This is a genomic window from Mesorhizobium sp. B2-2-4 (assembly GCF_006442375.1).
Lineage (GTDB): Bacteria > Pseudomonadota > Alphaproteobacteria > Rhizobiales > Rhizobiaceae > Mesorhizobium.
The window spans coordinates 312783-325895 of sequence record NZ_VFWB01000006.1 but is presented as its reverse complement, the minus strand read 5'-3'; the positions used below and the strand labels follow the sequence as shown (position 1 = coordinate 325895).

12 protein-coding genes are annotated in these 13113 nt (G+C 63.4%); 4 read left to right on the top strand and 8 right to left on the bottom strand.

Features of this window, described 5'->3' with window-relative positions:
• Positions 1–7 precede the first annotated feature (7 nt).
• Complete coding sequence (locus FJ959_RS17610; protein ID WP_140631100.1) at positions 8–1363, top strand: Xaa-Pro peptidase family protein; 1356 nt, start codon at positions 8–10, stop codon at positions 1361–1363.
• Here FJ959_RS17610 and FJ959_RS17605 read toward each other — a convergent pair.
• A complete protein-coding gene (locus FJ959_RS17605) occupies positions 1328–2158 on the bottom strand; it encodes a PhnD/SsuA/transferrin family substrate-binding protein (protein ID WP_140631098.1) in 831 nt (276 codons plus the stop codon). The genes FJ959_RS17610 and FJ959_RS17605 overlap by 36 nt on opposite strands.
• Before the next feature lie 91 nt (positions 2159–2249).
• Positions 2250–3257, bottom strand: coding sequence for a fatty acid desaturase (locus tag FJ959_RS17600; RefSeq protein WP_140631096.1), 1008 nt, complete (start codon positions 3255–3257; stop codon positions 2250–2252).
• A gap of 229 nt (positions 3258–3486) precedes the next feature.
• Here FJ959_RS17600 and FJ959_RS17595 point away from each other — a divergent pair, with 229 nt between their 5' ends.
• On the top strand, positions 3487–4344 hold the full coding sequence (locus FJ959_RS17595) for a helix-turn-helix transcriptional regulator (RefSeq protein ID WP_140521099.1): 858 nt from the start codon (positions 3487–3489) through the stop codon (positions 4342–4344).
• A gap of 116 nt (positions 4345–4460) precedes the next feature.
• On the top strand, positions 4461–5483 hold the full coding sequence (gene bmt / locus FJ959_RS17590) for a betaine--homocysteine S-methyltransferase (RefSeq protein WP_181171974.1): 1023 nt from the start codon (positions 4461–4463) through the stop codon (positions 5481–5483).
• A 16-nt stretch (positions 5484–5499) separates the two neighbouring features.
• Here bmt and FJ959_RS31810 read toward each other — a convergent pair whose 3' ends face one another.
• The 6 genes from FJ959_RS31810 to FJ959_RS17560 all read right to left on the bottom strand — a co-directional run bounded on the left by FJ959_RS31810 (position 5500) and on the right by FJ959_RS17560 (position 11993).
• Positions 5500–5763: a hypothetical protein gene (locus FJ959_RS31810; RefSeq protein ID WP_181165302.1), complete on the bottom strand. Its 264-nt coding sequence runs from the start codon at positions 5761–5763 to the stop codon at positions 5500–5502.
• 208 nt (positions 5764–5971) lie between these two features.
• Positions 5972–8086, bottom strand: a complete 2115-nt coding sequence (locus FJ959_RS17580; RefSeq protein ID WP_140579811.1) for a VWA domain-containing protein — start codon at positions 8084–8086, stop codon at positions 5972–5974.
• A gap of 2 nt (positions 8087–8088) precedes the next feature.
• Complete coding sequence (locus FJ959_RS17575; protein WP_140516325.1) at positions 8089–8649, bottom strand: RNA polymerase sigma factor; 561 nt, start codon at positions 8647–8649, stop codon at positions 8089–8091.
• 147 nt (positions 8650–8796) lie between these two features.
• Positions 8797–9534, bottom strand: a complete 738-nt coding sequence (locus tag FJ959_RS17570) for a dienelactone hydrolase family protein (RefSeq protein ID WP_140516327.1) — start codon at positions 9532–9534, stop codon at positions 8797–8799.
• A gap of 105 nt (positions 9535–9639) precedes the next feature.
• Positions 9640–10329: a 4Fe-4S dicluster domain-containing protein gene (locus tag FJ959_RS17565; protein WP_140631093.1), complete on the bottom strand. Its 690-nt coding sequence runs from the start codon at positions 10327–10329 to the stop codon at positions 9640–9642.
• 89 nt (positions 10330–10418) lie between these two features.
• On the bottom strand, positions 10419–11993 hold the full coding sequence (locus FJ959_RS17560) for a trimethylamine methyltransferase family protein (RefSeq protein WP_140495659.1): 1575 nt from the start codon (positions 11991–11993) through the stop codon (positions 10419–10421).
• A 289-nt stretch (positions 11994–12282) separates the two neighbouring features.
• On the opposite strand from FJ959_RS17560, the gene FJ959_RS17555 reads away from it, so the two are divergent.
• Positions 12283–12981, top strand: coding sequence for a B12-binding domain-containing protein (locus FJ959_RS17555; RefSeq protein ID WP_140495658.1), 699 nt, complete (start codon positions 12283–12285; stop codon positions 12979–12981).
• The last annotated feature ends 132 nt before the right edge of the window (positions 12982–13113 follow it).

The following is a 13113-nucleotide window of genomic DNA, read 5'->3' as shown; positions in this document are numbered from 1 at the left end:
TTTCGCCATGGACAGCGCGGCGCCAAAGGGGAGCTTCGGCCGCCACCGCAAGATCATGCCGTTTGTGCCGGGCTCGATCGAGGCGCTGCGCGAGGCCTCCCGCCGGAAGGCGGCTGATCTCAACCAGCATGTGCTGGGCTACGGCGCGACAGCCGAAGCGGAATGGGCGGCGGCAGGCATTGCCGCCCCCGACCTGGCCGAAATGCGCAAATATCGGCTGGAGCGCATCCGCACGGAGCTGAGGCGCCGGGGCTACGCCGGCGCGCTGCTCTACGATCCCGTCAACATCCGCTATGCGGCCGATTCCACGAACATGCAGCTTTGGGTGGCGCACAACCCGACACGGCATTGTTTCGTCGCCACCGAAGGGCCGGTGGTGCTGTTCGACTATTTCTCCTGCGAACATCTGTCGGACCATTCCGGCGTCGTCGACGAGGTTCGCCCCGCCGTCTCGTGGATGTATCTCTACAGCGGCGAGCTCACCGAGCAGAAAGTCCGCCGCTGGGCGGCCGGAATCGCCGATCTGGTGCGGGAACATGGCGGCGGCAACAGCCGCATCGCGGTCGACCACATCAACCCGGAAGGCGTCGAGGAACTTGCGCGCCTCGGCATTTCCATCGGCAATGGCGAAGCGGTGATGGAGAATGCGCGGCTGGTCAAATCCCCGGACGAGATCCTTGCCATGCGCCGCGCCATCGTCGCCTGCGAGGCGGCAATGGGCGAGATGGAACAGGCGCTGAAGCCCGGCACCTCTGAGAATGAATTATGGGCCGAACTGCACCGCGGCAACATTGCCCGCGGCGGCGAATGGATCGAGACGCGGCTGCTGGCATCCGGCCCGCGCACCAATCCATGGTTCCAGGAATGCTCCTCGCGCCTCATCGAGGCGGGCGATCTCGTCGCCTTCGATACCGACCTGATCGGCCCCTACGGCTTCTGCGCCGACCTGTCGCGCACCTGGCTGTGCGGGGATGTGAAGCCAACCGACGAACAGTGCGATCTTTTCCGCATCGCTGCCGACCAGATCGCGCACAATACCGAATTGATACAGCCGGGCACCTCCTTCCGCGACCTTGTCGACCGCTCGGCGGTGCCGCCCGGCGACTGTTTCCCGATCCGCTATGGTGTGCTCTACCATGGCGTCGGGCTGGCGGACGAATACCCGACCTTGCCGCATGCCGACGACTGGACATCGGATACGCCCGACGGCGTGGTCGAGCCAGGCATGGTGCTGTGCGTGGAGAGCTATATCGGCAGGCTCGGCGGGCGCGAGGGTGTCAAGATCGAGGAACAGATCCTGGTCACCGGCACCGGCAACGAAAAGCTTTCAACCTATCCGCTGGATGCGAGGCTGCTCGGCTAAGCCGGCAAGGGCCTCGCGCATCGCGGCAACCGTTTTTTCCGGCGTCGTTTTCGCGGTGATGAAGGGCAGGCCCTTGCGCAGGCCCGTCCAGCCGACGACCTTCACTTGCCGGGCGGCCCCCTCGAAGCGCTGCGCCAGCGCCCAGCTCTCGCAGTCGATCGCCGCGACATCGGCCCTGCCCTCGGCCACGGCGACGATCGAAGCGCGATGTCCGCCGCTTTCGCTGCGCGAGGAAAACACATCAAGGCTTTCGCCCAGCGCCTCCAGGTCGCGCGTCGGCGCGATGATACCGGACATCGAATCGAGGCTGTTGAAGGTGAAGCGTTTGCCGCGGATCAGATCGAGCGGGATGACGGGCCTGCCATTGGCAGGCGCAGGCACGGACGCCTTGCCGTCCGCCCGCATGACAAGCGCGCTCGAATAAAGCTCGCCCTGGCCGCCTTCGTAGACGTCATAGCTCGGCTGGCCGACAACCTGCACATGGCTGGCCAGGCCAAGCTCCATTGGCCCCCAGCAAGTCTGCGCGAACAGCAGTGCGGGATGCAGCCAGAGCTGGTGAAAATCGAGCGCGTCCGGCGGCAATGTCGCGGGGTCGGGCGCGATCAGAACGCCGGTGGCACTATGAATGCCGCCCGGCACTGGCGGCAGATCGCCGTTGCGGCGAATGACGGTCTCCGGCGCATCGATTATCCCCCCTTGACGGAAGGCATCGCGCAGCAGTGCCCATTGGTCGTCGACCTCGCGGCGCACTTGCGGCCAGTCATACATCGGCAGCGCTGCAACGAATTCGCTCATGCCGGGATCTGACCATTAAATCTGGAGAGAGGTTCGCAAAAACGCGGCGTCGGATTTGAGTTAGCCGACACCGTCCGTCGTGTCGCGGGCTTCATTCCTTGGGCGGCTCGGCCGGGACTGGCGCGGTGCCGAGCCCGCTGATGCTGCGCGCCCTGACGCGCGGCTTGAACGCCCTGCCCGGCTCCGGCTGGCGCCGCAACACCGGATGCACGATCGGCTCCTTGGCCTTGAAAGCATAGGACCTGATCAGCGCGAAATAGTTGGGATAGGCATAGCCATTGTTCATCCGCAGCCATTCCTCGCGACGCTCGCGAAACAGCTGAGGCAGTCTGTACCAGGCCACCGTTGGGGTCTTGTGGTGGACGAAGTGCAAATTGTTGTTGAGGAACAGGAACGACAGCGGCGAGCGCTCGATGATCACCGTGCGGCCTTCGGGATGCTCGGACCATTGATGCTCGGCAAAGGTGCGGATCGCGATCAGCGACTGGCCGAGCCACACCGGGAGAATATAGAGCCAAAGCGGAATGCCAAAGCCGAACTGCACGATCGGCGCCACGACGGCGAGGCCGATCGCATGCAGCAGCCAGGCTTTGCGGATGGCCTTGTCGCCGGCCATCATATGTTTGGCGTCGTCGATGAAGAAGCCGATGCAGGACAGCCAGGGACCGAGAAAGAACCGGCCGGCCATGGTGTTGTTGATCCTGAGCAGGAATTTCATTGCTCGCGGCAGGTCGTCATGCTGCCAAAGCGCCTGGTAGTAGCTTTCCGGATCGTCGAGCGGATCGGTCAGGCGCTCGTCGGCATGATGGCGCAGATGAAGCGTCTTGAAGCGGCGGAACGGCCAGACCAGACCGATCGGCAGGAAGACGAAAGCCTCGTTGATCAGGGCATTGCGCGTCGGATGGCCGTGCAGCACTTCGTGCATGATCGACGACTGAAGTGCTAGGATGAAACCGAGGAGAGCGAGCGCGAAGATCGGATAGGACGGCCAGAGCAGAAGGCCGGTGGCGAGCCATGCTCCGTAACAGAAGAAAGCGAGGGCTACGGTTGGCCACTCGATGGCCGGTGTATTGCGTCGCCTGATGCTCTTGCCAGTCATGCTATCGACCACTGCCCCTCAGTCGCCGGAACCCCAGTGGCTCCTGACAGCATAGTGTCAGGAGAAACGATTCCACTCAACGAGACAAAGTGTACAAAATGTTGCGATTGCGCATTTTCAACCGCACATGTTACAGATTGTAAACAGACCTAGGGATTCATTTGCGCCTGAAGCGCCTCGTCAGGGCGTTCCGGCGAAAATTTTTCCTCATGATTCGGAGAGTCGGGAGATGGACAAACGGGATTTGTCAGCGATCTTTCGGGAGCGTCTTAAGCTGCTCCTGACACGGTCCGACCTCAACCAGTCCGCCTTCGCCACCGCCGTCGGCATCGATCGGTCGGCGCTGTCGCAGCTGATGTCGGGCGCGTCGACGCGCTTGCCGCGGGCCGAAACGCTGCTCAACATCGCGGCCGAGTTCAAAGTGTCGCTGGATTGGCTGCTCGGCCTCAGCCAGGACGAGGGCGTCACTGGTGAAATCCGCGAAAGCCTGGAAATCGAGGAAGCACCCGACGGTTTCGACCGCACGCTTCTGGCCAGATGGTTCGCCGAGGCCGCGGGCACCAAGATCCGCTATGTGCCGGCCGGCATCCCCGATCTTCTGCGGACGCACGCGCTGGTCGACTATGAGGCAAACATCACCAACAGGAGCAGGCTCGCACAGGCCAGCGAGACCCAGTACCGCATCGAATACAACCGGCGCCCGGAGACCGACATGGAAGTCTGCATGCCGCGACACACGCTGGAGATTTTCGCACGCGGCCTCGGCGTCTGGGACCGCTTTCCGGAGGCCGACCGTCGGCAGCAACTCGCCCATATGGCGACGCTGCTTGACGATCTCTATCCGACTTTCCGCCTGTTTCTCTACGACGGCCGCATGCGCTATTCGATCCCGCTCACCATTTTCGGACCCTACCGCGCCGCCATCTATGTCGGCGACATGTACGTCGTGCTGAACGCCACCCAGCCGGTCCAAGCCTTGACCCGGCATTTCGACAATCTGATCCGGGCCGCCGACGTCAACCCGCATGAGGCAGCAAGCTTCGCGCGCAATCTGGCTGGCATGTCGTTCCCATCAGGTTCCGCATGACAGCGGGCACCCGTAACCGCGCCCTTCAACTGCGACTCCGCCGTCGCTATTTTATTGACTGGACATAAAGACTTGTTTATATCCTTATTCGAATTCAGAATGTGAAAGCCAATCCGATGACGACGACCAACCCGATCGACGCGCTGCTGGCGCAAAAAGGCGTGCTTTTGGCTGACGGCGCCACCGGCACCAATTTGTTCGCAATGGGTTTGGAGGCTGGCGAGGCGCCGGAGCTGCTGAACGAGACCAAGCCCGACACCATCACCAGCCTGCACCAGAATTTCGTCGATGCCGGCGCCGACATCATCCTGACCAACTCCTTCGGCGGCACCCGTCACCGGCTGAAGCTGCATCATGCCCAGGACCGCGTGCACGCCCTGAACAAGCGCGCCGCCGAGATCGCCCGCGCCGTTGCCGACAAGGCCGGGCGCAAGGTGATCGTCGCCGGCTCCGTCGGCCCGACCGGTGAGTTGCTGGTGCCGCTCGGCGCCATGACCTATGACGAGGCAGTCGACGCCTTCGCCGAGCAGATCGAAGGCCTCAAGGAGGGCGGCGCCGAGGTCGCCTGGATCGAGACCATGTCGGCGCCCGACGAGATCCGTGCCGCCGCCCAAGCGGCGATCCGCGTCGGCCTGCCCTATACCTATACCGGGTCCTTCGACACAGCCGGCCGCACCATGATGGGCCTGCTGCCGAAGGACATACACGGCGTCGCCGACGGCTTGTCGCAAGCCCCGCTCGGCGTCGGTGCCAATTGCGGGGTTGGCGCTTCCGACATCCTCGCCTCGCTGCTCGACATGACGCAGGCGAAGCCGGAGGCAACCGTGATCGTCAAGGGCAATTGCGGCATCCCCGAATTCCGCGGCACCGAAATCCACTATTCGGGCACGCCCGAATTGATGGCCGACTATGTGCGCCTTGCCGTCGACGGCGGCGCGAAAATCATCGGCGGCTGCTGCGGTACCTCGTTCCAGCACCTGGCCGCCATGCGCAAGGCGCTCGACGCCCACACCAAGGCGGATCGTCCGACCGTCGAGACGATCGTCGAGCGCATCGGTCCGATGCGCAACAAGGTGGCCACGGCGAACACCGCCGAGACCAGTGAGGCCCGACGCGAGCGTCGTCGCAGCCGGGCCTGAAGCCACCGCTTTCTAATTATTCGCTGTTGTCGGCGTAGCTCGACTGCGCCGATTTAAGATCGACGACATTGGCGCCGCGCATCGTCATCAGCGCTCCGGATGAAACCGGATCGGTGATCTGCTCCAGCATAATGCGGAAACGGTCGTTGGTCAGAGCCGACATGGCGGTGTGGCGCGCCTGCGCGACATCGTCGCCGATGCGCCTGGATTCGGCTGATTGGGCGGCCGCCGAAGCGTCCCGTGCCGGCGGTGTCGAGTTGGCGGTAGTCCTGATCTGCAATTCCGGCTCCCTCAGCCCCACACACCTATCCGGCGTAACAAGAGGAATTGCGATCCGGTACCGGAAATGCCGCGCAATTTAACGATCGCAAATTCCCGCAAAAAACGGGCCGGCAGGGAATGCCCCCTCGCCGGCCTCGCCTCACCCGCCCGTGGCCGGTTTTCCCATCAGAACGACCCCATCTGGAAGAAACCGACCGTCATCAACATCAGCGGTTGCCGCCCAGCGCCGAGGCAAGGCGCACAAGCGAGAGGAACTCGGACCTGTACCCAAACGGGTCGGCTCCCCGGGCGGCTGTGGCGATCTCCAAGATCTTGTCGTAGCCGAACTTCGCCGTTGCATCCTCCTCGCGCAGCTTCTGGCCGAACGCCGCGACGGCGACGGAGAAACGCTGGTCGGCGCCGGCCTGGTCGAAGGATGCCACCTCGTTGGCTGACGTCACCGGCGTGGTGATCAGCTTCGAGACGTCCTCGTTGGGCAGCTTGTAGCGTATCTTGACGAAGGCGTATTCGTCCGCATTGGCGACGCCACCATTGTTCATCGCGGCCTGGCCATAGCGCAGCGGATCGATCCGTTCGCCGCCGCTGCCCTTGGGCGTGATCTCGTAGATTGCGGTGACCGAATGGCCCGAGCCGATCTCGCCGGCATCGACCCGGTCATTGTTGAAATCCTCGCGGTTCAAGGCGCGGGTCTCATAGCCGATCAGCCTATATTCCGAGACCTTGGCGGGATTGAACTCGACCTGGATCTTCACGTCCTTGGCGATGGGGAACAGCGTCGAGGAGGCATCCTCCACCAGCACCTTTTCCGCCTCGGCCAGCGTGTCGATATAGGCGGCGGTGCCATTGCCGTTCTGGGCGATGGTCTGCATCATCTCGTCGTTGAGATTGCCGCGGCCGAAGCCGAACACCGACAAGAAGACGCCGCTCTTGCGCTCTTGTTCGATCAGGCGCTTGAGATCGTCGTCGTCGCTCTGGCCGACATTGAAGTCGCCGTCGGTGGCGAGCATCACGCGGTTGACCCCGTCCTTGATGAAGGACTGCTCGGCCAACTTGTAGGCCTCCTTGATGCCGGCCTCGCCGGCCGTCGAGCCACCCGGCTGCAAATTGTCGATGGCGTTGAGGATCTTGTCCTTCTCGGCAACCTTTGTCGGCATCAGCACCGTGCCGGCATCGCCGGCATAGGTGACGATCGAGATGGTGTCGTCGGCCTTCAGCTTGCTGACCAGCAGCCGGAATGCCGCCTTGAGCAGCGGCAATTTATCCGGTTCGTCCATCGAGCCCGAGACGTCGATCAGGAACACCAGATTGGCCTTGGGCTGCTCGGCCGGCTTGACGTCGAAACCCTTGATGGCGACATGCATCAGCTTGCTGTGCGCGTTCCACGGCGTCGGCATGACGCTGACGGTCGAATTGAACGGCGTCGACGCCGCATCCGGCCCCTTCCAGTCATAGGGGAAGTAGTTGATCATCTCCTCGACCCGCACCGTGTCGGCCTGCGGCAGGAAGCCCTCCTTCAGCGAACGGCGCACGAAGGAATAGGAGGCGGTGTCGACGTCGATCGAAAAGGTCGAGACCGGGTCCTCGAGTGCCGAATGTACCGGATTGGTCTTAAAATCCTGGACGCGATCGCGGTTTTCCTCCTGTGGTGCGATCTGGTCCGCCGGCGCCATGGCGGGCTGCTGCGGTGCTATCATTTTGGACATGCGTGCGGCTCGCGACGTGCTGGGCGCGGCAGTGCTATCCAGGGCGAACTCGCCCGTTGGCGCAGGTGGCGCAGGTTCCGCCGGCGCAACCTGTTCCTGCGCATTCTGCGGCGCCAGGCCTCCAGCAACGGCCGATTCGGATTTGCTCGGCGCCGCCAAGGCCTCCGTTTCGTCGCGGCTTTCCGCGTCGGTCTTCTTGTCTTTCTCAGGCGCGCTCGTTGCGAGCGGTTTGTCGATCGCCTGATCGCCCGTGGCCTGTTTAGCCAGCGGCTTCACCGTGGCGGGCTTGTCGGCCAGCGTCTCGGTGATCTTTTCGCCGCCGCCGAAAGTGGACGGCTGTTCCCTCAGCATATGGAAAGTGGCGTATCCGGCAATCGGCAGGGCGACGAGCCCGGCAATAGCCGGCGTGGCAATGAGTTTCTTTTGCATGATTTCGCTCCAGAGCTTTCGTGCTCGCTCTGTGAGACGAAGACCGCCGACCGATCCTTGGCTGACAGCGGAAATATTTTCCTCATCATAGGCGCGCATGGCGGCCTCGAAGGCGCGCGCCTTCGCGCTCTCGCCGGGAGCCGGGATCACTATGTCGCGCAGCCTCTTGAGTTCGTTCTCGTCGACCATGGTCACACTTCCCCGGCTGAACGCATGAGCGTCTTCAGCCGTTTCTTCGCTTCATGGATGTGCCAGGAAACAGTCGTCTCCGAGATCGCCATCGCCTCGGCGGCGGCCGCGTGGCTCAAGCCCTCGCCATAGACCAGCAGCACGGCGTCGCGCTGCTTGTCCGGCAGTCGCCGCACCGCGGCCCACAGCGCCTCGGCAAGATCCTCGTTCTCGGCCGGAGCCTCGCCCGAAATCAGCGCATGAACGCCATAGGCTTCGGTCTTGACCGTCTCGCGGGCGCTCTTGCGCATCATGTCGCGCGCGGCGTTCAGCGTCATGGCATAGAGCCACGTGGTGAAGGCGCTGCCGCCGCGATAGTCGCGGATCGCCTTGCCGAGCCGGACGCAGACTTCCTGGGCGATGTCTTCGGCGTCCGCCTTCCGACCGCACCAGCGGTAGGCGGCGCGATAGACGAAGTCATAGTGCCTTTCGAGCAACGCGCCGAAAGCTCCCCTGTCTCCGCCCTTCGCCCGCCCGATCAGTTCGGCGTCGGAGGCTTCGCTCTCATCCAGCATCATCGCCATCATTTGCCTGTTGGACGAAGGCTAATGGCCAATCCTTGGGGTGAGGGAAAGATTTTTTTTACTGGTACCTCTTCCTTCTCCCCGTTCTACGGGAGAAGGTGCCCGAAGGGCGGATGAGGGGCGGCGCCGACCTCTCGAAGATTGGCTTTACCCGAGCGTCTCGGAAAACAGGGTGATCAACCGGTTCCAATGCCGCTCGGCGCCATCTTCGTTGTAGACGCTGTGGTCCGGCACGCACCAGCCATGCGCCATGCCGACATAATTCTCCAGCACGTAATCGACTTCCGCCGCCCTGAACGCCTCGGCCAGCCGCGCTGATTGTTCGGGCGGAAAACTCCTGTCGACGCCGGCCATGCCGACATGGACGCGTGCCTTGACCGACCCCGCCTTGCGGTGCGGACTGTCGGCCGCGTCGCTGGCGAGATTGCCGCCGTGGAAACTGGCCGCCGCCCTGATGCGATCCGGATAGGAGGCGGCTGCGTTCAGCGCCCGCGCGCCGCCCATGCAATAGCCGACAACGCCGATCGGCCCGGTGACGCCTTCGGCAGCGAGTGCGTCGAGGAAGGCGCCGCTGTCGGCAATCGTCATCTCCTGCGTCGTGGCGCTGATCAGCGCCATCAGCGGCACCTTGGTTCTTTCCTCGACGAACGCGGTTTTGGCATCGAACGGACCGTAGGGCGCGTTGCGATAGAAGAGATCGGGCACCAGCACCGGATAGCCCTCGTCCGCCAGCCGCCCGGCCATGCCGTCGAGCGCGGGGCGCGGGCCGAAGGCATCCATATAGAGGATGATGCCGGCCTTGGGCGGGGAAGCGTTGGCCGGGCGGAACAGCCCCGCCCTCGCCATACCGTCCCTGGTCTTGATCTGAAGGTCTTGTTTCGCCATCGCCAGCTCCGTTCGGTTGCTGGGCGATACATATCCGGGCACGCCGACAGGGCAAGCTGTTGCCTGATTTTGGCAGTCAACATTTCGTGCGGCAGCGCGACGAGCTTACCGGCCCGCGAACGCTGCCATGTGGAAGGCCTGCACCTCTGAGGGGTAGCGATAGGCTGTGCCATAGGGACAGGCGTTGCGGTCAAGGCAGCCGCCGTCACAACAGGGCCCGCCACTCGGCCCGAGCACATGCGCCAGGCAGGCCTGGTAGGCGAAGCCTTGGATGGAATAGGCATTGACCGGACAGGATTTCAGGCACGGTTTGTCGACACAGGTGTCGCAAAGATGGACCGCCTCGCGAGCCTCCGGGAGCGCGATCTCGTCCTCGAACAGCAGCGCGCCGCGATAGGCATGCCAAAGCCCATATCGCGGATGCATGAGGATGCCGAGCGGTGACGGCTTCAGGCCCTCGGCCCGCATCGCCCATCGCTGGAACGGCAGATAGGGCTTGTCGGACGGCGACACGGCGCGTGCGCCGAATTCTTCCGCGACCGCGCCTATGACCTGCCGGGACCAGGTGTCGAGCGGATTGGCGATTGCTCGCGGCTGCTTTTCACGCCAGCGCAGAAAATGCGGCCAGGGTGCTGCCCCCGCCTGTCCCACCAGCAGCGCCGACCTGGTTGGTGCACCGGAGCGGCCACAAGGCGCCGCCTCGCCGTCCCCAAAGGTGAAGCCGCCACGCAGGATGAGGCCGTCGGCGCCAAGCGCGGCCGCAATCTCCTCCATCCTGCCGCGCGAAGGAATCATCCCTTCTTGACCGGATCGGAGAAGGCGCTCCGCCAGACTTCCTTGTGGATGATGTTGGCGACTTTAGCCCCGCCTGACTCGGGCTCCTTTCACGTGAAGGCGTCGGGCATCGACCCCTTCTTCTTGGCGATGAAGTCCTTCAGCGCTTCGTCGATCGCCGGATCGAGATGCGGCGCCTCATAAGATTCCAGCCAGCGGCGGGCGAGTTCGTTGGCGCGCTGCGGCGCGGTCTTCTCGCCTTCGGCCAGCCACTGCTCGTATGAATTGTTGTCGGCGATGTTGGAGCGATAGAAGGCAGTCTGGAAATTCGCCTGCGTGTGGTCGCAGCCGAGATAGTGGCTGCCCGGCCCGACTTGGCGGATGGCGTCCATCGCCTGGCCGTTTTCCGACAGGTCGACGCCTTCGGAGAATTTTTGCGTCATGCCGAGCTGGTCGATGTCCATCATGAATTTTTCGTAGCAGGACGCCAGCCCGCCCTCGAGCCAGCCGGCCGAATGGAGGACGAAATTGGTGCCGGCCAGAATGGTCGAGTTCAGCGTGTTGGCGCTTTCATAAGCTGCCTGCGCGTCGGGGATTTTCGAGGCGCAGAGCGAACCGCCGGTGCGGAACGGCAGGCCGAGGCGCCGTGCGAGCTGTGCGGCGCCGTAGGATACCAGCGACGGCTCCGGCGTGCCGAAGGTCGGCGCGCCCGACTGCATCGAGATCGACGAGGCGAACGTGCCGAACAGCACCGGCGCGCCCGGCCGGATCAGCTGCGTGAACGAAGCGCCGGCAAGCACCTCGGCAAGCACCTGGGTCAGCGTGCCGGCCACCGTCACCGGGCTCATCGCGCCGGCGAGGATGAACGGCGTGACGATGCAGGCCTGGTTGTGGCGCGCATAGACCTTCAGCGCGCCAAGCATGGTCTCGTCGAAGACCATCGGCGAGTTGGCGTTGATCAGGCTGGTCAGGACCGTGTTGTTTTCGACGAAGTCGTCGCCGAACACCAGCTTGGCCATGGCGACCGTGTCTTCAGCACGTTCCGGTGCGGTGACCGAGCCCATGAACGGCTTGTCGGAATATTTGATGTGCGCGTAGATCATGTCGAGATGGCGCTTGTTGACCGGCACGTCGACCGGCTCGCACACGGTGCCGCCCGAATGGTGAATCGAAGGCGCCATATAGGCGAGCTTCACGAAATTCTGGAAATCCTCGATGGTCGCGTAACGCCTGACGCCGTCGAGGTCGCGCACGAAGGGCGGGCCATAGACCGGGGCGAAGACGGTAGCATTGCCGCCGATCTGCACCGAGCGTTCGGAATTGCGGGCATGCTGGGTGTAGATGGGGGGCGCGGTCTTCAAGAGCGAACGGCAGAGCCCCTTCGGGAAATGCACGCGTTCGCCCTTGACGTCGGCGCCCGCCTCTTTCCACAGCTGCAACGCCTCCGCATCGTCGCGGAAGATGATGCCGATTTCTTCGAGCACCGTGTCGGTGTTCTTCTCGATCAGCGCCAGGCCTTCCTCGTCCAGCACTTCATAGACGTTGATCTTGCGCTTGATGTAGGTGAGCTGGGTGCCGGGACCGCCGCCCGACCGCGCTGCCCGCCTTGCCGCCGCTCCGCCGCTGGCGCCGCGTCCACGTCGCGCGTTTGACGCTTCCTGGTCCACTGCCGCGTGTTCGCTCATGATCGTTCTTCCCTGAATTTGGACCGGCTTGACTAGCGCCCGGCCCGGAACCGTTGTGGCCGCCTATCGCGGCTTCCGGCGGATCGTAGCCATGCACCCTATTCGAAACGGCCCGTCCGCGCCAACGCCTGTCGCAAAATCGACAAGAAAACCGATAGATTTTTCAGTCGCTTTCCTTTTGCGGGAAGTCGCAAATCAGCTATGGATACCCGCCCCTTGCGGGTTAGGTATTGGCGCGTTGATTTTAAGCTGCCATGGTCGTTCCCGGCAGCAAGGAGCCTGAGAAACAATGTCCGACGACGAGATTATCCTCTCCGAGCTTTCCGACGACGAGTTGGTGCAGCAGATGCACGACGATCTCTACGACGGTCTGAAGGAAGAGATCGAGGAAGGCACGCGCATCCTGCTCGAGCGCGGCTGGGCACCCTACAAGGTGCTCACGGAAGCGCTGGTCGAAGGCATGCGCATCGTCGGCGAGGATTTTCGCGACGGCATCCTGTTCGTCCCCGAAGTGTTGCTGTCGGCCAATGCGATGAAGGCCGGCATGTTCATCCTGCGCCCGCTGCTCGCCGCCACCGGCGCGCCCAAGCAGGGCAAGATGGTGATCGGCACCGTCAAGGGCGACATCCACGACATCGGCAAGAACCTCGTCGGCATGATGATGGAAGGCGCCGGCTTCGACGTCATCGACCTTGGCATCAACAATGCGGTCGAGAAATATCTCGATGCCATCGAGCAGCACCAGCCGGACATTATCGGCATGTCGGCGCTGCTGACCACGACCATGCCCTACATGAAGGTCGTCATCGACACGATGAAGGAAAAGGGCATCCGCGACGACTACGTCGTCCTGGTCGGAGGCGCGCCGCTGAACGAGGAATTCGGCAAGGCGGTCGGCGCCGACGCCTATTGCCGCGACGCCGCTGTGGCGGTCGAGACGGCCAAGGACTACATGAAGCGTAAACACAATGTGCGCGCTTCCGCCTGATACAAGGCAAGGCGGACGCTCAACAGACGAAGCCGCGCCTTGCAGCGCGGCTTTTTTGTTCCCAGATGTCGGGAGCGGCGGTCAGGGTTTCTTGACGGTATCGTCAACGGCCTTCGCGGTAGACTTGATATC